20 protein-coding genes are annotated in these 19,187 nt (G+C 47.8%); 15 read left to right on the top strand and 5 right to left on the bottom strand.

What is annotated here, in order from left to right:
• The first annotated feature begins 24 nt into the window (after positions 1–24).
• Positions 25–546, top strand: coding sequence for a GrpB family protein (locus tag DRW41_RS09250; RefSeq protein ID WP_115451711.1), 522 nt, complete (start codon positions 25–27; stop codon positions 544–546).
• A gap of 138 nt (positions 547–684) precedes the next feature.
• On the opposite strand, the gene DRW41_RS09245 is transcribed toward DRW41_RS09250, so the two are convergent.
• On the bottom strand, positions 685–945 hold the full coding sequence (locus DRW41_RS09245) for a hypothetical protein (protein WP_115451710.1): 261 nt from the start codon (positions 943–945) through the stop codon (positions 685–687).
• Positions 946–1,188: 243 nt separating this feature from the next.
• On the opposite strand from DRW41_RS09245, the gene DRW41_RS09240 reads away from it, so the two are divergent.
• From DRW41_RS09240 to DRW41_RS09230, 3 genes are all read left to right on the top strand, one after another.
• Positions 1,189–2,451, top strand: a complete 1,263-nt coding sequence (locus tag DRW41_RS09240) for a S8 family peptidase (RefSeq protein ID WP_115451709.1) — start codon at positions 1,189–1,191, stop codon at positions 2,449–2,451.
• Positions 2,452–2,590: 139 nt separating this feature from the next.
• Positions 2,591–3,820 (top strand): helix-turn-helix domain-containing protein, encoded by a 1,230-nt coding sequence (locus DRW41_RS09235; RefSeq protein ID WP_281272297.1) that lies wholly within the window; start codon positions 2,591–2,593, stop codon positions 3,818–3,820.
• A 13-nt stretch (positions 3,821–3,833) separates the two neighbouring features.
• Positions 3,834–4,070 (top strand): hypothetical protein, encoded by a 237-nt coding sequence (locus DRW41_RS09230; protein WP_115451707.1) that lies wholly within the window; start codon positions 3,834–3,836, stop codon positions 4,068–4,070.
• Positions 4,071–4,147: 77 nt separating this feature from the next.
• On the opposite strand, the gene DRW41_RS09225 is transcribed toward DRW41_RS09230, so the two are convergent.
• Positions 4,148–5,308 carry an FtsW/RodA/SpoVE family cell cycle protein gene (locus tag DRW41_RS09225; RefSeq protein WP_245959396.1) on the bottom strand — a complete coding sequence of 387 codons (1,161 nt, stop codon included), beginning with the start codon at positions 5,306–5,308 and terminating at the stop codon, positions 4,148–4,150.
• A 415-nt stretch (positions 5,309–5,723) separates the two neighbouring features.
• Here DRW41_RS09225 and rbsK point away from each other — a divergent pair, with 415 nt between their 5' ends.
• The 9 genes from rbsK (at position 5,724) to fdhD (ending at position 15,376) form a co-directional block, all read left to right on the top strand.
• The gene (gene rbsK, locus DRW41_RS09220; RefSeq protein WP_115451705.1) at positions 5,724–6,626 is read left to right on the top strand and encodes a ribokinase; all 903 of its coding nucleotides are present in this window, start codon (positions 5,724–5,726) and stop codon (positions 6,624–6,626) included.
• Positions 6,627–6,822: 196 nt separating this feature from the next.
• Positions 6,823–7,023 carry a cold-shock protein gene (locus tag DRW41_RS09215; protein WP_043932249.1) on the top strand — a complete coding sequence of 67 codons (201 nt, stop codon included), beginning with the start codon at positions 6,823–6,825 and terminating at the stop codon, positions 7,021–7,023.
• A 426-nt stretch (positions 7,024–7,449) separates the two neighbouring features.
• Positions 7,450–8,622 (top strand): trans-sulfuration enzyme family protein, encoded by a 1,173-nt coding sequence (locus tag DRW41_RS09210; RefSeq protein ID WP_115451704.1) that lies wholly within the window; start codon positions 7,450–7,452, stop codon positions 8,620–8,622.
• Between the two features lie 140 nt (positions 8,623–8,762).
• Entirely contained in the window at positions 8,763–9,266 is a 504-nt protein-coding gene (locus DRW41_RS09205; RefSeq protein ID WP_245959395.1) for a spore coat protein, read from the top strand.
• Positions 9,267–9,393: 127 nt separating this feature from the next.
• Positions 9,394–9,930 (top strand): 5-oxoprolinase subunit C family protein, encoded by a 537-nt coding sequence (locus tag DRW41_RS23885; protein WP_115451702.1) that lies wholly within the window; start codon positions 9,394–9,396, stop codon positions 9,928–9,930.
• A 27-nt stretch (positions 9,931–9,957) separates the two neighbouring features.
• Positions 9,958–10,518, top strand: coding sequence for a histidine phosphatase family protein (locus DRW41_RS09195; RefSeq protein ID WP_115451701.1), 561 nt, complete (start codon positions 9,958–9,960; stop codon positions 10,516–10,518).
• A 536-nt stretch (positions 10,519–11,054) separates the two neighbouring features.
• Positions 11,055–14,012 carry a formate dehydrogenase subunit alpha gene (fdhF, locus tag DRW41_RS09190; RefSeq protein WP_115451700.1) on the top strand — a complete coding sequence of 986 codons (2,958 nt, stop codon included), beginning with the start codon at positions 11,055–11,057 and terminating at the stop codon, positions 14,010–14,012.
• A complete protein-coding gene (locus DRW41_RS09185) occupies positions 14,005–14,547 on the top strand; it encodes a helical membrane plugin domain-containing protein (protein ID WP_115451699.1) in 543 nt (180 codons plus the stop codon). The genes fdhF and DRW41_RS09185 overlap by 8 nt, the downstream gene beginning before the upstream one ends.
• A gap of 37 nt (positions 14,548–14,584) precedes the next feature.
• The gene (gene fdhD, locus DRW41_RS09180) at positions 14,585–15,376 is read left to right on the top strand and encodes a formate dehydrogenase accessory sulfurtransferase FdhD (RefSeq protein WP_115451698.1); all 792 of its coding nucleotides are present in this window, start codon (positions 14,585–14,587) and stop codon (positions 15,374–15,376) included.
• 69 nt (positions 15,377–15,445) lie between these two features.
• Here the strand turns inward: fdhD and DRW41_RS09175 are convergent, their stop codons facing one another.
• The 3 genes from DRW41_RS09175 to DRW41_RS09165 all read right to left on the bottom strand — a co-directional run bounded on the left by DRW41_RS09175 (position 15,446) and on the right by DRW41_RS09165 (position 16,670).
• The gene (locus DRW41_RS09175) at positions 15,446–15,682 is read right to left on the bottom strand and encodes a hypothetical protein (protein WP_115451697.1); all 237 of its coding nucleotides are present in this window, start codon (positions 15,680–15,682) and stop codon (positions 15,446–15,448) included.
• 151 nt (positions 15,683–15,833) lie between these two features.
• The gene (locus DRW41_RS09170) at positions 15,834–16,349 is read right to left on the bottom strand and encodes a CotD family spore coat protein (RefSeq protein ID WP_115451696.1); all 516 of its coding nucleotides are present in this window, start codon (positions 16,347–16,349) and stop codon (positions 15,834–15,836) included.
• A 90-nt stretch (positions 16,350–16,439) separates the two neighbouring features.
• Entirely contained in the window at positions 16,440–16,670 is a 231-nt protein-coding gene (locus DRW41_RS09165) for an excisionase family DNA-binding protein (RefSeq protein WP_115451695.1), read from the bottom strand.
• A gap of 179 nt (positions 16,671–16,849) precedes the next feature.
• Between DRW41_RS09165 and DRW41_RS09160 the strand changes: the two genes are divergently transcribed.
• Together DRW41_RS09160 and DRW41_RS09155 are read left to right on the top strand one after the other, a co-directional pair.
• The gene (locus DRW41_RS09160; protein ID WP_115451694.1) at positions 16,850–18,055 is read left to right on the top strand and encodes an MFS transporter; all 1,206 of its coding nucleotides are present in this window, start codon (positions 16,850–16,852) and stop codon (positions 18,053–18,055) included.
• Between the two features lie 40 nt (positions 18,056–18,095).
• Complete coding sequence (locus tag DRW41_RS09155) at positions 18,096–19,175, top strand: AbrB family transcriptional regulator (protein WP_115451693.1); 1,080 nt, start codon at positions 18,096–18,098, stop codon at positions 19,173–19,175.
• Positions 19,176–19,187: the final 12 nt, after the last annotated feature.

Raw genomic sequence — 19,187 nt, 5'->3', positions numbered from 1 at the left:
ATGTAAAAAAAGGGAGGGAAGGGCATGGATGTGCGGTTGTCGGATTGGAATGAAAACTGGGTCCGGATGTTTGAAGAGGAGGCCCGGTTCCTTAAAACGGTATTTGGCGATGTGATTATCAAATTTGAGCATTTTGGCAGCACATCAGTGGAAGGGTTAAAGGCTAAGCCGGTAATTGACATGATGGCCATTGTAAAGGATATGGATATAGTGGATTCCTTCAATGAAAAAATGGCTGCGATTGGTTACGATGTGGCCGGTGAATGGGGGATTCCGGGCAGGAGGCTTTTTCGGAAAGGCGGGGAAAACAGGACCCATCATATCCATTTTTATCGAAATGACAACCCGCAAATTGCAAGGCATCTCGTCTTTCGCGACTACTTGCGTGTCCATCCAGATGAAGCGGCAAACTATGCTGCGTTTAAAGAAGAGCTTGCGAAACGGTTTCCGAAGACGAGCGAATACAGCCCGGCTAAGAAATTATTCGTTCAGGAGATGGAGCAGAGGGCTCTCCAATGGCACAATAAGGCCCTTAAAAACCGCTGAAATCACCTGAAAAAGACCAGGTAAAAAATGTAATTTTATGCTTGTCCAATTATAATAAAACAGAAGAATCCGCCTTTACCAAGGGGCGGATTCCTTTGTTTTCCAATTTTTATACAAACTTTTCAAGAGTTTCCCAACTTACAGGGATTCCAAATTCTTTTCAAAACTAGCTTCCTGCCCGTTAGTTTTAGCACCTGGCCCGCCGGTTCCATGGCAGCTTTCGTACATTTCTTTTAATTCCTTCTCACTAAAATCCGGGTGCATTTGCTGCATATGCGGCTTCATTTTAACAAAACTTAGGATTTCTTTGGCAAAAGACGGCCCTTCAGCGAAAACCCCGGCGGCATTTGCGCCTAAAAGCACACCCAGCCCGAGAATGGCTGCGACGATTTTCTTCATTCCTTTTTCCTCCCTATTTTTAGAGTCACCTAATTTTATAGGAACTTTGTGCATAATCTTTGCATTATTTTTGAAAAAACAATGACTTTTCCTTTCCTTGATAAGTCTAATGTCCCAACAGACGGCGGCAATTTTCCCAACTGAATAGCGCATGATTTACGTTGCTTCTATTAGAAAATTTGAAATATACTAAAAACACGCAGCGGGGGTGCTGCAGATTTAAAACTCGAGAGGAGCAAGCAAATGAAGAAAAGAACCAAAATTGGATCGGCTTTCATGAGTTTGGCGTTGGGAGTATCTGTTTTTGCTACGGCAGCATTCGGCCAGGCGCCTGAGCAGGCGGCGAAGGATTCCTACCGGGTCTTAATCAATGGCAGCGGCGCCGAAAAGGCAAAAGCGCAACAAAGTTTTGGGTCTCGCTGGGATTTCGGGGCTTCTGGCTTTACGACAACAGTTAACGGAAGCCAATACCAAGCCTTGTTGAAAAATAAGAATCTGAATGTTGAACTTGTTGAGGAAGTCCAGCTTGGCAGCGAGGCAACAGCGAAGCCGGGAGCATCCACGCAAGCGATTCCTTCCGACCAGACACCGTGGGGCATTGAAGCAATTTATAATGATTCTACTATTAAGTCAACGTCCGGCGGGGATGGCATTAAGGTAGCGGTCCTTGATACTGGCGCTTATACAAGCCATATTGACCTTCGCGACAATGTGGAACAGTGTAAGGATTTCACGCAGGCTACATCTCCACTTGTGAATGGAGTATGCAACGATAGGAACGGCCACGGCACACATGTTGCAGGAACGGTGCTTGCGAACGGCGGCTATGACGGCCTTGGCATTTACGGCGTAGCTCCACAGGCTGAACTTTGGGCATATAAAGTTCTTAATGACCGTGGGTCGGGCTACTCGGATGACATTGCTGCAGCAATCCGCCATGCGGCAGATGAAGCTTCCCGCCTTGGGGTAAAAACAGTCATCTCCATGTCGTTGGGATCGAGTTCAAAAGATTCACTGATTGCTAGTGCTGTTGATTATGCTTATGGGAAAGGCGCCCTTGTTGTAGCTGCGGCGGGCAACAGCGGCCCTAGCTCCAACACAATCGGTTATCCGGGTGCGCTTGTCAATGCGGTTGCGGTAGCATCCCTTGACAATACATTCGTAAACGGCACATACAAAGTTTCCGATTTCTCCTCAAGGGGTAATCCTGCAACTGCCGGTGACTATGTCATCCAGGAGCGTGACGTAGAAGTTTCTGCCCCAGGCGGATCCATTTACTCAACTTCCGCAAGCGGCGGTTATACGACAATGAGCGGAACATCCATGGCAACTCCGCACATTGCTGGGCTTGCTGCAAAGATTTGGTCTGCCAATAAGTCGCTCAGCAATGTCCAGGTTCGCGCCGACTTGCAAAACCGCGCGAAACAATATGACATCAAAGGCGGAACAGGAGCTGGAACAGGTGATGACTATGCTTCTGGATTTGGATTCCCGCGTGTGAAATAAACCATAATACCCAATCCATCCTGCGGAATAGCCGGATGGTTTTGGGCGTTTTGAACTATATTTTGTCGGAATATCCGATAATTTAGAATTATTGTTTTTTATTTCCTTCATTTCATGATAGAGTAGTAGAAAACGGTTGGTGAGTCTATTGGATTTTGGGCCTTTAATCAAATATTACAGGACGCAAAGGGGGATGACTCAAAAGGAGCTTGCCGATGGGATTTGCTCGATCCCGCATTTAAGCAAAATCGAACACAATTCCAAAGAGGGAAATAAAGAAACAATTGCCCTTCTGCTTGAAAGGCTAGGCATCGAAATTGAAGATGTCGCGGGCAAGGACGAGGAAATTAAAGCACTGCTCGATGAATTCGATAATCAAATGACGTTCCAGATCAAATCAGAAGCTGAACGCGTCTATTCCATGCTCTTGGAGCTAGGAAGCCTGATCCCGTTTTCATCGCACATTTATACATATGAACTGTATAAATATAGATATATGCTATTCAAGGGGAACGATGGGGAAGCGGAAGCCCAGCATGAATTGCTCAGGAAGCATTTGAAAAACTTTTCACGGCAGGAGCGAAACCTGTTCGACTATTTCACAAGCATCCATTTGATGCGGCAGGCAAAATACCATGAAGCGGACGCGATTCTTGAAAAACTCGATGCGGAGCAAGCGGGGGGAATCAATATTGGTGAATTCCTGTACCACAGGGCATTTGCCAAAGGGTATACGCTTCAAGCAGGATATGCCATCCATTTTGGAAAAAAAGCTCTACAGAATTTCATGGAACACCACAATTTCAGGCGTATCCTTCATACGTTGATGCTGCTTGGTATTAACTACACCCATTCCAATATTTATGAAGAGGCTTCATCATGCTTTGAGCATCTGATTCGAAATGCCGAGCTCCTGAATGAGAAAGAGTTGCTCCCGTATGTATACCATAATATGGGTCTGTTGCAGAAGAAAATGCAAAATACTGAATTGGCAATTCATTATTTTGAAAAAAGCCTTTCATTACAGCTGGAGAAAGAATTTAATTATCTGGTAACTCTTAACACCCTTGGCGAAACAAGGTTTATGGCGGGTGACACTTCAGGGGCAAAGAAGTGCTTTGCCGAGGTATCCCAGTTGGCAGACCGGCTGGAAAGCAAAAAGTATCTATTATTAAGCACGTTCTATTTGATGCTTGAAGCTGAAGATCCAGCTTCGTTCGAATATCTGGAATCTAAAGTAATACCACTTCTCGAAGAAGGCAAAGAGCATAAAGATGATTTAGCGCATTTTTATAAATTGCTTGCTGCCTATTTTACCAGGGAAGGAAAATTCGAGCAGGCAGTCCATTATTTAAATAAAATGACTTGAGGAGGATTTTTTAATGAAAAAAGTTTTTGTCATTCTCTGCTCTGTTTTCGCATTTAGCCTGTTTGCAGTAGGTGCCGCGCCATCAACAGCCGAAGCATCAACGCCGATTTATCCACCATTGGAGCTTGATACGCCGATTTATCCGCCATTGGCACTTGTTGATACGCCAATTTATCCGCCATTGGCGCTTGTTGATACGCCGATTTATCCACCATTGGCGCTTGATACACCGATCTACCCGCCGCTATGATTCTGCCATTCCAGGCAGGCAACTAACCTGGACATAAAAAAATCGGCGCATCCGAATTCCGGATGCGCCTTTTTGCGTCAATCGTCCTCTGAAAACATGTATTTTTTCGTTTTTGCAGAGATGTTCAGGACGAGCGACAGTGAGAGCAAGGTCCCAAGCAGGGAACTGCCGCCGTAGCTTAACAGCGGAAGCGGAATCCCCGTAATCGGGACAAGCCCGATAACCATCCCGATGTTTTCGAAAATATGGAATGTCAGAACCGATATGACCCCTGTTGCGATAAGGCTTTCATAAGGGCCTTTATTCCTAAGTGCAATAACGATGATCCTATAAATCAAAATAAAATAAAGCGAAATAACTAGACTCGCGCCGAAAAAACCAAATTCCTCCCCTATAATGGTAAAAATGAAATCCGAATGTGCTTCAGGCACATTCACCTGGGCCGCATTGAATCCTTTTCCATACATTGTGCCCGAGCCAATCGCCAAAATGGAATATGCCAGCTGGTAGGAACTATTTTGCATATCCTCGAAAGGATCAAGCCAGGAATGGATCCGGTTCAGCTGATAGGGGTCTAGTACTAGAAGCAATAAATCAGGTGCTTTAAGATAAATGGCAACGAGGCTCGCCAGTATAAAAGCAGCGATTCCGCCCAATACGGCAATAATCCGCCAATTGATTCCTGAAATAAACGTCATTCCTATTACAATCGCCGCAACCGCCATAGCTGTTCCGGCATCGGGCTGAACGAGGATAAAGGCGAGAGGCAATACAGCCACAGCAGAAATTTTTCCAAGTAGCTTTAAATCTGTTTGAAAGGTACGGTCCAGATAAGCCTCATTATGGTTTGATATCACCCTTGCAAGGAAAATAATCAGGAATAGCTTCATGAACTCTGATGGCTGAAGGGAGCCGAATTTTGGTATTTCAAACCAGGCTTTGGCGCCTTTTGTTTCTGGTGCAATCGAATCTGGCGCCAAAAACAGGGCGATAAGGACCAAGACGCCAAAAACATAGGCATAAGGTGATATTTTTTTGATTTGATCAAAATCAAAGAAATACACAAACGCCGAAACGCCAAAACCGGCTGCATACCATACCGCCTGCCTTGCCGCGAAATTGATGCCGTAGGGTGAATATTTCTGCGCGCTGTAAATAGCGATGCAGCTTACAATCATAAACAGGAAAATAAGCAGTAAAAGAGTGAAATCGAAATAATTCCGTTGAGATTTATCCATAAACATGCATCTCCGCATTTATTATTTCCCGGTAAATAGACAGGGTTTCGCCCCTTTGTGAATAAACTTCCACTCTTCTAGTGTACCTTATTTTCCAAAGTTTGGCGGGGTTTCCGGCAACCCGTTAATAAATTCTTTCCGTTGACAAGAAAAGAGGAATTCCATACAATTTTCTGTAACGCGTTACATATTTCCTGTATAGACGATCAAACAACCGCTTTTGTTACCGCATTTTAAAAAATATGTAAACCAGGCGGAAAAATGACACTTGTTTGGGCGTTATCTGCGTTTGGTTAAAACAGTAAATTGGAGTATCATACATAATAGAATTAAGTGCAGGCTGGATGGCAGTCCGATAACTGCCATTTATGTATAGTTGGCCATGGCGCGGTTTGTGGAAGGGCAGGATGCATGTATGAAAAAAAAGAAAATAACAGTCATAGGCAGCATCAATATGGATTTGGTTACGAAGGTTTCCCGTATTCCAATGGTTGGGGAAACCGTGATGGGGGAATCATTTTACACAACACCGGGCGGTAAAGGAGCAAACCAGGCTGTCGCCGCTGCCAGGCTCGGTGCTGATGTTTCGATGATCGGGGGGGTCGGCGACGATGTTTTCGGACGCGAACTTATTGCGAATCTGAAAAGCCATTCGATTGATGTTACAAAGGTTGGTATTTTTCCAGGAATATCGACAGGAATTGCGTCGATCACGCTATCCGGCGGGGACAACAGCATTATCGTCACCCCAGGAGCAAACCACTTAGTGACAACGGATTATCTTTTAAAGCATAAGGAAGCTATCGCGGCAAGTGATTGCGTTATTCTGCAGCTGGAAATACCGATGGAAACAGTAATGATGGCGGCATCTATCGCAAAGAACCATGGGGCCAGGGTAATCCTTAATCCCGCTCCTTTTCATCAATTGCCGGAGCAGCTGCTGAATGATGTGGACTATCTGACCCCGAATGAACATGAACAAAAGCAGCTGCTTCTTTCGTTAACGGAAAGGCGGAAAGAAGATATAGCGAAAAAATGCATCGTCACCAAAGGGTCCCGGGGCGTCGCCATCTACAAGGATGGCGAGGAAGAAATTCCTGGCTACCGAGTGGAAGCCGCCGACACGACAGGTGCCGGGGATACCTTCAATGGCGCGCTTGCTTTTGCGCTAAGCGAGGGATTCGGCCTGAAAGAGGCATGCCGTTTCGCCAACGCGGCTGCGGCGCTTTCCGTTACAAAACTTGGAGCCCAGGGCGGCATGCCAACAAGGGGAGAAGTTGAAGATTTGATGGAAAGCTCGGCTAAAAACAAGTCCTAAATTGCTTTTAGCGAACATTGTCGATTTATGGTAAAAAAAGGATGATAACTTTTTATCACGTGACTTGCCTTTTATTTCTAACCATGTTATTCTAAGTAAGAATTATTTTTGTTCGGTAACAAGCGACATCGCCTGGATACGTTTGAGCAAGAATAGTAATACAATTGTGTGCGAACCACACGAGGAGGCAACAAAAATGGAAAACGGTAAAGTAAAATGGTTTAATGCAGAAAAAGGTTTCGGATTCATCGAGCGCGAAGGCGGAGACGACGTATTCGTTCATTTCTCAGCTATCCAAGGCGAAGGCTTCAAAACTCTTGAAGAAGGCCAAGAAGTAACTTTTGACGTTGAGCAAGGCGCTCGCGGACCACAAGCTGCTAACGTTCGCAAAAACTAATTAGTTTTTGCTCCATAGAAAACAGGTTCCTGTACAGGGACCTGTTTTTATTTTTTGGGAAAAATAAAAATCAATGGTTCTTCATCATAAGTGCAAATTAATGATATTGTCGGGCCAAAATTTGAAAGGAAGTCACTCAAATCCAGTTTTGAGTGACATAGTCAGGCCACAATCCGGAAGGAAGTCACTCAAACCCAGATGAGTGACATTGTCAGGACGAAATACAGAATGGAAGTTACTCAACACTAATCCTCGTTAAAATCCTCACAAAGATGTCGCTCCAAACCAACGAGTAAAACTTAACCCCAACGAACCAATCCCATAATAGGCAGCATGACTAATCCATGGCCACTCAACCCGCCTCATATTCCTTCCTGCCTTTGCCAAAACTAAAGCCATAAAACAGGAAAGGGGCAGACGGCACTGATGGACAATCACTGGGCGCAGGATATCGAAATCTGCCTCGAATACGGCGATAGGCGCGAGCAATTTGGCGGGGCAGCTGTGCCGCCCACTTTTGGGAATTCGCTTTTTGTCTATGAATCGATGGATGCCCTCACTAACGCAGTTTTGAATGAGCAGGGACACTATGTATACACCCGGGGAACCAACCCAACAATTGAAACAGCGGAAAGGAAGCTTGCTGCCCTGGAACGCGGCGAGGCATGCCGATGCTTTTCCTCAGGGATGGCCGCGATTGCCGCCGCGCTTTTGAATTCCGTAGAGAGCGGTGACCATGTCCTCTGCGTCAGCAATCTGTATTTTTCAACGATGGAACTTCTCAAATACCTTGGGAAATTCGGCATCAGCCATTCGGTCTGCTATGAAACCGGGGCTGAAGCCGTGAAAAAACAGATAAAACCGAATACCCGGGTCATTTTTATGGAAAGCCCGTCCTACATGACATTCCGGCTGACAGACCCCAGGGCGTTTTCATCACTCGCAAAAAAACATGGCATCAGGACAATCATCGACAATACGTGGGCAACCCCTCTCTTCCAGAAGCCGCTGTTATATGGCGTGGATATCGTCGTCCACTCTCTCTCAAAATATCTCGGCGGCCATAGCGACCTTGTCGGAGGAGCGGTCATTTCAAAAAAGGAACTCATCGACAACCTTTTTACTAAAGAACTCCTGCTCATGGGCGGAAACTTTTCGCCTTATGAAGCGACCCTGCTGCTAAGGGGGATGCGGTCGCTGCCGTTCAGGCTAGAGACACATCAGGCAAATGCGCTCAAAGTAGCTGAATTTCTTGAGAGCCATCCAAATGTTAAAAAGGTCCTTCACCCCGGGCTCCCTTCCCATCCGGATTATGAACTAGGAAAAAGTGTATTGTCCGGATATAGCGGGGTATTCGCATTTGCCGTCCATGGCGGCTACAGGGGAGCAAGCCATGTCCTCGACCACCTCAGGCATATAAAAATCGGCGTTTCCTGGGGTTCATTCGAGAACCTTGCGATGTCTCCGAATACAGGAAGCAATGAACAGCAGCTCATTTCGGAAAATATCGATCCCGGGACCATCCGGCTTGCGGTGGGCCTTGGCGACAGCGGGAAAATCATTGCCGATTTGGAACAGGCCTTGGACAATGCCCAATGATTAAAAGAGGAATGCCAAACAATCCGACTCAGCTGCTGCTTTTCATGCGGGGCAGCTGATTTTTTTTATAGGACGAATAACCATCTATCTGCCTCCGGAATACGTTAAAGTGATGTTGCAGAAAAATGGAGGTATCCGATATGAATGAAGAACGTAGAACGCTTGCCTGGCACGAAACGCTGGAACTTCATGAACTGACTGCTTTTCAATCGATTGGTTTGATGAAACTGAAAATGGGAATGAAACGGATTACCGACTCGGATCTGCGGGGAATTTACCAGCGGTCGATCCGCGACCTTGAAGAAAATCTCACGGAACTGTTACAATTCTATCCTTCCGCGGCGGGGCAGGCCCCACGTGATGAGGACGAGGATGAGCTAAGGGAGGATAATCCGTTCTTTGCCGGCGACCTTTTGGCAATGTCCAAGACACTGGTCCGAAACTACGGGATCGCGATAACCGAAACGGCTACTCCCCAGCTTCGCCGTACATTCCTGAACCACATGACGAAGGCGGTGAGGGGCCATGAGCGGATTTTTACCTATATGGAAGGAAGAGGCCTGTATCCTGCATACAACCTCGGCAAAATCCTTCAGAATGACGTGACCCTGGCCCGGAGAGCGATTGGCATGCGGGACGAATAACACATAAGGTAAACACTAATAGCCCGGCGGTGCCCGGGCTATTTTTTATATGTAAATTATCCTGCGCAAGTGCCAGGCGCCAGGGAGCATTTACTTTTAGTTCCGCCAATGGCGGTTTTTTGCTAAATTGGTAATAGGAGATTGGCGAAAGGGGGAAAGCGATGCAATACGAAATAATGCCGCTCGGGGACAAGGCGATGACAGTTTCTTTCGGAGACAAGGTCACAATGGACATTCACAGCCGTATCAACGGCTTCATTGCAGCGCTCGAGGCTTCCAGTTCCAAGCTTTTTATTCTAATTCATATACGGTTACCCCGCGTTCAAACAGAATGGGTATTTCCCTTAATGGCCCGGATCTCCGCCATCGGGAAAGCGCCGACATTTTATCCGATGCTGTACCGCTTGGCGGGATACAGGTGCCATCCGGCGGGCAGCCGATTGTCCTGATGGCGGAGCGGCAGCCCACAGGGGGTTACACGCGGATCGCAACGGTTATAACCGCGGATTTGCCACTGCTCGCTCAGGCGGCGCCGGGAAACACGGTCCGTTTCAGGCAAGTTGGCATGGAAGATGCCCAAAAGGCATATTTTGAAGCCCGCTCCCTTTTGGCCGGCCTTTCCCTTGCCGCGGGTTTCTGGCACCAGGGCATGAAACTTTTTTAAAATCACTAAAAAGGGAGAGAACCTTAATTGCGGACGACGATTTATTTTGTGCGCCATGCACATACCGAATATACCCCAGATGAATTGGGGAGGCCGCTTTCCGTGCGCGGCAAAAAGGATGCTGAACGGGTTGCCGAACTATTGAAAAATAAAAATATCAGCGTGGTTCTTTCAAGCCCATACATGCGGGCGGTTGAAACGGTGGCTGGAGTTGCGAAAGCGATTGGGACAGAAATCAAAACAATTGAAGGCTTTAGGGAAAGGCTTCTTTCGGGCCAGTCCGTAGACGACTTTTCCACAGCGATCCAAAAGGTATGGAAAGACGAGGAATTTGCCTGGGAAGGCGGCGAATCGAACAAAGACGCCCAAGCAAGGGGCGTCGCCGCGTTAAACCATGTGCTTGATATATATAAGGGGGAAACAATTGCCATTGGAACACACGGCAATATCATGGCCATCATCATGAATCACTTCAGTGAAGAGTACGGATTCGAATTTTGGAACAATCTTGAAATGCCGGACATATATAAACTCTCCTTTGAGGGGCTCGAACTAGCCGAAGTACAAAGGGTCTGGAGCAGGAGTTAAGGTGGCGGGAAACATAATCGAATACCGGAACAACCTAATTAGCTTAATGAAGAAACTAGATTCGGAACCATTTACAGGGCCGCCCCCAAACGCGGCCCTTTTCTTATGCCCCAAACCTCGTATTTGTCGACAGCTGTCGTTTATGAACCAGTTTTATGTTTTTATGAACCGAAATTCGAATATATGAACCGGATTCCATATTTATGAACCGATTTTCGAATATATGAACCGATATGAATTTAAGAACTGCTATTCATACTTAATAACAATTTTCGAATTTACGAACCACTCTCCATTTATGTACCAAAAATTCAAAAATATGATCCTGTACCTATCAAACATCACCTCCCAAGAAAAGAAAAACCACATATAACAGAGTTTTAGTTTTGAACCATATAGGGTAGTGGAATGAAGAGGCTTTTTCACGAGGCTGTCGAATCTTTACACGGTTTCGGTTCCAAACCGCATCATCCCGAAATCAATATCCCTTGGCCAGCCTCTAAAAATGAAATTCCTAGTTGGAAAGGGTGGGTGTTTTGACTGAGAAAATTAAAGTCACAATCAATGGGGTAACTGCCGAGGCCGAGGGCAGCCAATCCGTCCTTCAATATTTGACAGATAGTTCGATTGAAATTCCCCATGTGTGCTATCATCCGAGCCTTGGGCCGATTGAGACTTGCGACACGTGCATAGTCGAAGTAAACGGGGAGCTTGTCCGCTCCTGTTCCACCGACCTGAAGGATGGGGATGCCATTAATACCGTTTCCCCCGATGTCAAAAAGGCCCAAACGATGGCAATGGATAAAATCCTTTACAACCATGAACTGTACTGTACGGTCTGTGATTACAACAATGGAACGTGCGAAATCCATAATACCGTTAAAGCAATGAAAATCAATCATCAAAGCATTCCGTTTGACCAAAAGCCTTATGAGGAGGATAATTCCCATCCTTTTTACCGCTATGACCCCGACCAGTGCATCCTTTGCGGCCGATGCGTTGAAGCATGCCAGGATGTCCAAGTCACGGAAACGCTAAGGATTGACTGGGAGCGTGATCGCCCTCGGGTTATTTGGGACAATGATGTCCCAATCAATGAATCATCCTGCGTTTCGTGCGGCCATTGTTCAACCGTTTGCCCGTGCAACGCAATGATGGAAAAAGGGATGGTTGGCGAGGCGGGGTTCCTGACAGCGATTGCGAAGCAAACACTACGGCCGATGATTGAATTAACAAAAGGCGTCGAAACAGGCTACGGATCCATCCTGGCGATTTCCGATATTGAATCCGCGATGCGGGATGAAAGAATCAAGAAGACGAAGACCGTTTGTACATTCTGTGGTGTAGGCTGCAGCTTTGACGTTTGGACAAAGGACCGTAAAATCCTTAAGGTCGAGCCTCAGGTCGAGGCTCCTGCTAACGGGATTTCCACTTGCGTAAAAGGGAAGTTCGGCTGGGATTTCGTCAACAGTGAAGAACGCCTGACAAAGCCGCTTATCCGTGAAGGGGATTCTTTCCGTGAAGCGAGCTGGGACGAAGCGCTCACCCTTGTCGCGAAAAAATTCACTGAAATTAAAAACACATACGGCCCGGAGACAATGGGATTCATTACATCTTCAAAATGTACCAATGAAGAATCATTTTTGATGCAAAAATTGGCGAGGCAGGTAATTGGCACAAATAACGTAGACAACTGTTCGCGTTATTGCCAGACGCCGGCGACTGTTGGTTTGTTCCGTACAGTCGGGTATGGCGGCGACGCAGGCTCGATCAAGGATATTGGATCGGCCGGCCTCGTCCTAATTGTCGGCTCGAATACATCCGAAGCTCACCCGGTCCTTGCCACCCGTGTAAAAAGGGCTCAAAAATTGAAAGGTCAGAAATTGATTGTCGCCGATTTGCGCAAGGATGAAATGGCTGAAAGAGCGGATCTTTTTATCAGGCCGAAAGCGGGCTCAGACCTTGTCTGGCTGTCCGCAATCACAAAGTACATCATTGACATGGGTTGGGCGGACGAAGAGTTCCTTGCGAGCCGTGTGAATAACGTGCCGGAATACATCGAAAGCCTGAAGCCATTCACGCTCGGTTATGCCGAGGAAGCAACCGGCATCCCGAAGGAAAGCCTCATCGAGGTCGCAACTATGATTGCGGAAGCGAAAAGTACTTGCGTGCTCTGGGCGATGGGCGTTACCCAGCATATTGGCGGGAGCGATACAAGTACGGCAATCTCCAACCTGCTTCTTGTAACCGGAAACTATGGAAAGCCTGGGGCGGGGGCATATCCTCTCCGTGGGCATAACAATGTCCAGGGAGCGAGCGATATGGGCAGCGCGCCTAATTATCTTACTGGGTATCAGCATGTCGAGGATGAAGAGGCCAGAAGAAAATTCGAACGGGCTTGGGGCGTGAATCTGAAGCCTGAACCAGGCTACAACAACCATGACATGATCGAGGCCATCCACCATAAGCAACTTCGCTCGCTTTACATCAAGGGCGAAGAGATGGGCCTAGTCGACTCCAACATCAACCATGTGCACGCGGCTTTTGAAGAGCTCGATTTCTTTGTCGTTCAGGATATTTTCTTCACAAGGACAGCCCAATTCGCGGATGTCGTTCTGCCGGCATGCCCAAGCTTTGAAAAAGAAGGGACATTTACAAATACCGAACGCCGGATCCAGCGCCTCTACCAGGTTTTCGAGCCGCTGGGAGAGTCAAAGCCTGACTGGGTGATCATCCAGGAAATCGCGAACCGGCTTGGGGCCGGCTGGAATTACAGCCATCCTTCCGAAATCATGGAAGAAATCGCGAACCTTACGCCAATTTATTCCGGCGTTACGTACGAAAGGCTGGAAGGCTTCAAAAGCCTGCAATGGCCAGTCGCGCCTGATGGCACCGATATGCCGCTTCTTTACAAGGAAAAATTCCCATTCCCGGACGGCAAAGCTCGGCTCCATCCGGTCACATGGTCGGTGCCTACAGAATTTGGCGAAGAATATGACATCCAGGTCAACAACGGCCGCCTGCTTGAACATTTCCATGAAGGGAATCTCACCTATAAATCGAAGGGGATTTCATCGAAAACGCCAAGCGTCTTCCTGGAAGTATCGCCGGAATTGGCTAAGGAACGCGGCATAATGGACGGCACGCTTGTCCGCCTTACATCGCCGTATGGGAACGTCAAAGTCCGCTGTGTCGTGACCGACAGGGTAAAAGGCAAGGAAGTGTACTTGCCGATGAATGACTCCGGCGATGCCGCGATCAACCTGCTTACGAGCAGCTACGCGGATAAGGACACCGATACGCCGGCCTACAAAGAAACGAAGGCAAAGCTTGAAATCCTTCAATATGAAGGGATCAATCCACTGCCGTCCATTAACCATAGGTATGGAAACCCGCAGCCGCAAATCGGCGTCCAGGTCCAGAAGAAGTGGGCGCGCGAGGATTATGTATTCCCTGGCGACGCTGTGAGAAAGGGGCAGAAGCAGCATGGCTAAAGCGATTAAACAAATCAAAAGAATTGAAATAACCGAAGAGCAAAAACACGAAAGGGATCTCCACGAGGTGGAGGAGGCGCTTTTAAAAAACAAGGAAGCCATCCTCGAAACACTCGAAGTACTGGGCCACATGAAGGAGCGGGGGGTATTAAGCCTCGCCTCCGCCCTCTTCGGACAGGGCGACAAAGTCTTGCACACCCTTGTAAAAGCCGCAGATAAGCCTGAAGCGGCGAATACTCTGAAAAACCTTCTATTGCTGGTCGGGGTACTTGGCACTCTGAATGTCAGCCAGCTTGAACCCCTGCTCTTAAAATTGAATTCGGGTATTGCAAGGGTCGCGAAATACCGGGATAACGAGGAAGAAATCGGCTACTTCGACATCTTCCGTTCCTTGAAGGATCCTGAAGTCAACAACGCAATCGGCCTTCTGTTTGAATTCATGAAGGGAATGGGAGAGGATACGTCCGATCTGGAGCGGAACACCCAATTGCCGGAAGACCAGGCTTTGCACAAAGTTCCCCATCATAGCGGATGATTACAGGGGAATCACATAAATGAAAGGAGGCGAGTGGATGGAGCCAATCGAGGTGAAAAGGGAAATCATTCGCTTCGGGGACGGCGGACCGATGGTGCTCGAAGATACGATTGTGACTGAATATACGGTGACAATCAAAGTGAATGGCGAAGAATTCGTCACCATGGTCTGCAGCCCGGCCTATATTGAGGAGTTGGCCGTCGGCTACCTTGCATCCGAAGGAATTATCCGAAAGCCCGAAGACATTGAACATTTGTGGGTACAGGAAAAGGAAGGCTTCGTCCATGTTACAACCTCAAGGCACAATCCCTTGACCCGCACACTTCAGGGAAAACGGTATTTGACCTCGTGCTGCGGTGCGAGCCGCCAGGGATTTGTTTTTGCCAATGACGCGCTCACGGTGAAAAACGTCAGTAAGTCCCGCGTGACTCTTTCAGCGCGGGATTGCTTCAGGCTGATGGAGGAAATGCAGGAATCAGCCGAAGTATTCCAAAATACCGGCGGGGTCCACAATGCTTCCCTATGCTGCATTGAAGGAACGATTCTTACGAGGATGGATATTGGCAGGCATAATGCGCTCGATAAAATCTATGGACATTGCCTGATGAATAAGATTCCAAGAAACGACAAAATCATTGTCTTCAGCGGCCGGATATCCTCGGAAATTCTATTAAAAGTCGCGAAAATCGGCTGCCCTGTCGTATTGTCCAAATCAGCGCCGACAGAGCTCGCCCTAAAGCTTGCGGAGCAGCTTGGCATAACAACAATCGGATTTATCCGCAATAGCTCAATGAATGTCTACACCCACGCTGAGCGTGTGACAGCCTAGAGATGAGGAATCCCAAATCAGAAAACAGCTAATATGATAAAATCCCATCCAGCAGCCTGGGTGGGATTTTTAATCTATTTCACGATATTGGACAATGTGGAATGACGACCCCTCTTCAAGAAGGCTATCAGCCAGAGGCTCATCCGAGTGGGGAACGATAACGAAAAGATCCCCATCTTTCCGGCCAGGACTTCGGCGGAGCACTTTGTACAGCAAGTCTCCGGCAATTTCCATGCAGGATGCCTCAAGTGTGCCAAACTTATCTAGATTTCTTCCGCCTGATGCTTTATAGATGGAAAATTTCATGGCTGCTCTCCTTCTTTTTGTCCATATTCCCCCTTGCGGAAAAGATAAACCGCTGGGATGATCCGGAACAAGGAAAAGGGAGATAGCCACCGTGAAGTCGCCCGGAAATGAAGAGGGGACAGGATTTCCTGTCCCCTAACAGCCTTGGCTTTTATTGGCAGCAGCCTTTCTTATAGCCGCCCATTGGCATTCCGGAATAAGCACCGGCAACCCCGGTCGGTGCCATCATGTTTGGCGCAGCCATCATGTTAGGCGAAGCAGGCTGGAAAGCTCCTGCTACGGCAGGTGCCGGCCCCATCATTCCAGGCCCCATCATTCCAGGAGCCATCATACCGGGAGCACCCATGCCTGGACCCATCATTTCAGGGCCCATCATCCCAGGACCCATCATACCTGGAGCGAATCCAGGTCCGGGGGCAAAGGCGCCAGCTACAGTTGGAGCGGGCGGCGGACCCGGCACCGGTCCAAGATCAGTAACGGAAGCCTCATTTACAAAGGATTCGGTGTGCGTAAAGTGGTGCGTATTCTCGATATTCGTGTGATGGACGTTAGTTGTATGGGATGGATGGACGTGCGGCTGGATGATATTCTCATATGAACACGTTACACAGCACTGTGTTGGATGGACAATTGCAGGCAAAACCTGTGTTGGTCGCGGACAGTACATTGAAATTCCCCTCTCTTTTAGTATTGGTACATTAACAGCGTATGAAGGAAGGTGTGCTCATGTACTGGGGCAAGTACCTAATTTTTCCTGTTAATCTTCATCCTTAACATCAGGGTCCTCCGGAATGGGTTCATTCCTCCATTCTTCGAAGAGCTTTTTTGCCAGCTCTACATGGTCGAAATGGTTTTTGAACTGCTCCCTGTTAATCAAATATTGGTCGCCGTCAAATACGGCGCGTATCCTTTTATGGGCGATCATTTCCCTGATATAAGTCTCTGGGAGGGACAAATATTCAGCCGTTTCCTTTATCGTTAAATACATAGTCATTCTCCTTTTAAAAATGGCTTGCTTCATCACGCTGCCAGCCGCACCTGAAAATTTTATTCCGGATTCCGAATTTTTTGTTCTGCCTTTTCAAGGTAATGAGTTAAAATAGGGAAAAACGGGATGCCGTTAAGAAAGCTATAAAAACAGTATACATAAAAAAGAGGAGGCCTGGCATGGAATTAGGGCGGGAAAAAACAGCTCCCCTGACAGAAGAGGGCAAGAGGGGAAAGATTTGGACGAGGGATTTCATCCTGATCTGCATTGCAAATATGTTTATTTTTATTGGATTTCAAATGACCTTGCCCACAATTCCCCTGTTTGTCGAACATCTTGGCGGCAATGACCAGATGATCGGATTTGTGGTTGGGGCATTTACCTTGTCCGCGCTGCTGATCCGCCCATACGCGGGAAGAGCGCTCGAATCGAGGGGGAGAAAGTTCGTTTATTTGACGGGATTGGCTATTTTTGTCCTTTCAGTTGGTTCATTCGGCTTTGCGGGAGGAATGGCGTTTTTGTTCCTGCTCCGGTTCATCCAGGGGGTTGGGTGGGGTTTTTCGACTACAGCCTCTGGAACAATCGCAACCGATTTGATTCCTCCAGAACGGAGGGGAGAAGGGATGGGCTATTATGGATTATCGGGGAATATAGCCCTAGCCGTCGGTCCCTCGCTTGGATTAATCCTCGCCGGTTTGCTGAATTTCCGGCAGCTCTTTTTAATTTGCGCTGTCCTTGGCCTTTTAGCCCTTATTCTCTCTTCGATTATCCGGTACAAAAAGGTGGAAAATGTCCAGAAAGCAACGGCCCTTAAATGGGACTTTTATGAAAAGAGCGCTTTGCAGCCGTCAATCCTGCTTTTTTTCATGACGGTAACCTTCGGGGGGATTGCTTCTTTCCTTCCGCTCTATACGGCTCAAAAGGGGATTCCGGGCATTCAATGGTATTTCCTGATTTACGCATTGGCCCTGATGCTGACAAGGGCGTTCGCGGGGCAGCTATATGACAAAAAGGGCCACAGGGCGATCTTCATACCCGGGGCGCTGCTGATCTTATTCGCGATGCTGCTTCTATCCTGGCTTCCGAACCAAGGAAGTTTATTTTTGGCCGCAGCACTTTATGGATTTGGCTTTGGGACTATCCAGCCGGGGCTCCAGGCTTGGGCCATCGATAAATCGCCGCGCAACCGCAGGGGCATGGCCACAGCAACCTTCTTTTCCTTTTTTGACCTTGGTGTTGGCGCGGGTGCCCTTCTGTTTGGGCAGATTGGCCACGTTTTTGGCTACGGAAGCATCTACTTCGCATCCGCGATTTCAATTTTTATATCAATTTTATATTATCTATTTCTTTTAAAAAAGGAAGGCAAACAAGGGGTTGCAGCCTAAGCCTCTTTGGGCGTAAGGGTGCCCGGTAAGGGGAGAGTAAATGTTGGTGAAGATGCCCGATTTGAAAGCTTTTTTATTTACATTATTCCTGGCGGTTCTCGGCGGGGCCATTTTCAATTTTCTTGGCCTGCCTGTGCCATGGCTGCTCGGGCCAATGGCGGCTACCCTGGGCGCTTCCTTATCCGGGAAGGCGGCCCTGTGGTGGCCGGTGAAAGTTCGGGACGTGGCGCTTATCATCGTTGGTTATTCAATCGGCCTTTCTTTTACTAAACCTGCTTTATTGCAAATTATTGCGCATTTCCCGTCCATCATTCTGATGACTTTCCTTTTAATTGGGTATTGCGCCGTACTTGCAATTGTGGTGTCCCGGCTTTCCGGCCTTGATTACCAAACCGCTTTGCTTGGCAGCATACCTGGCGGGCTTTCCCAGATGATTGCCCTTTCGGAAGAGATGAAAGGAACGGACAGCTCGGCAGTGATTATTTTTCAGGTGTTCCGCGTGCTCATGATTATTTTTATTGTTCCTTTTACAGTGCTCCATCCCTTTTCAGGAAGCGCGGCTGATCATGCAATCCAGACAGCCTCCAATGTGGAATTGTTCCCGGGAATCCTGATTTTTGCCCCGCTGGCAGTCGCTTTTGCTGTTTTTGGGAGAAAACTAGGGCTGCCGACCGCTTATCTGACCGGGCCAATCATCATCACCGCTGCATTGACTGTATCCGGGGTGGAAGGCCCGAACCTTCCGGGAACACTCATGAACGTGTCACAGCTGATGATTGGGGCATACATTGGCCTCATGTTCAAGCCGGGGAGCATTGCCAGGAACGGCAGGCACCTTCCATTCGCAGTTGGGTCCGGGATTGTGCTCCTCGCGGGATCAGCGGGCTTGGCCTTTCTTTTGAAAAATATGTATGGCCTGACGTTTACGACAAGCTATCTTAGTATGGCGCCAGGCGGAATGGACCAAATGAGCATCATTGCCCACGAGACCGGCGCGGATTTATCGATTGTCGCCGGCTACCAGCTATTCAGGGTTTTCTTCATCTTTTTCGCCATGCCTTATTTACTGAGGGGATTGTTCGGCCTCATCGGCAGGCGGCAAATAAATAAACATCGCTAATGTTGGGAAAAG

Origin of the sequence: Neobacillus piezotolerans, from assembly GCF_003362805.1 — a bacterium.
Lineage (GTDB): Bacteria > Bacillota > Bacilli > Bacillales > Cytobacillaceae > Bacillus_D > Bacillus_D piezotolerans.
This window is presented reverse-complemented; position numbering and strand designations above follow the sequence as displayed.

Coding starts and splice junctions, on each gene's coding strand:
- DRW41_RS09210 (WP_115451704.1), top strand. CDS start 7,450: ATGGACAATCACTGGGCGCAGGATATCGAAATCTGCCTCGAATACGGC.
- DRW41_RS09185 (WP_115451699.1), top strand. CDS start 14,005: ATGGCTAAAGCGATTAAACAAATCAAAAGAATTGAAATAACCGAAGAG.
- DRW41_RS09225 (WP_245959396.1), bottom strand. CDS start 5,308: ATGGATAAATCTCAACGGAATTATTTCGATTTCACTCTTTTACTGCTT.
- fdhD (WP_115451698.1), top strand. CDS start 14,585: ATGGAGCCAATCGAGGTGAAAAGGGAAATCATTCGCTTCGGGGACGGC.
- rbsK (WP_115451705.1), top strand. CDS start 5,724: ATGAAAAAAAAGAAAATAACAGTCATAGGCAGCATCAATATGGATTTG.
- DRW41_RS09215 (WP_043932249.1), top strand. CDS start 6,823: ATGGAAAACGGTAAAGTAAAATGGTTTAATGCAGAAAAAGGTTTCGGA.
- DRW41_RS09205 (WP_245959395.1), top strand. CDS start 8,763: ATGAATGAAGAACGTAGAACGCTTGCCTGGCACGAAACGCTGGAACTT.
- DRW41_RS09155 (WP_115451693.1), top strand. CDS start 18,096: ATGTTGGTGAAGATGCCCGATTTGAAAGCTTTTTTATTTACATTATTC.
- DRW41_RS09230 (WP_115451707.1), top strand. CDS start 3,834: ATGAAAAAAGTTTTTGTCATTCTCTGCTCTGTTTTCGCATTTAGCCTG.
- DRW41_RS09160 (WP_115451694.1), top strand. CDS start 16,850: ATGGAATTAGGGCGGGAAAAAACAGCTCCCCTGACAGAAGAGGGCAAG.
- DRW41_RS09165 (WP_115451695.1), bottom strand. CDS start 16,670: ATGTATTTAACGATAAAGGAAACGGCTGAATATTTGTCCCTCCCAGAG.
- DRW41_RS09245 (WP_115451710.1), bottom strand. CDS start 945: ATGAAGAAAATCGTCGCAGCCATTCTCGGGCTGGGTGTGCTTTTAGGC.
- DRW41_RS09250 (WP_115451711.1), top strand. CDS start 25: ATGGATGTGCGGTTGTCGGATTGGAATGAAAACTGGGTCCGGATGTTT.
- DRW41_RS09240 (WP_115451709.1), top strand. CDS start 1,189: ATGAAGAAAAGAACCAAAATTGGATCGGCTTTCATGAGTTTGGCGTTG.
- DRW41_RS09170 (WP_115451696.1), bottom strand. CDS start 16,349: ATGTACTGTCCGCGACCAACACAGGTTTTGCCTGCAATTGTCCATCCA.
- DRW41_RS09175 (WP_115451697.1), bottom strand. CDS start 15,682: ATGAAATTTTCCATCTATAAAGCATCAGGCGGAAGAAATCTAGATAAG.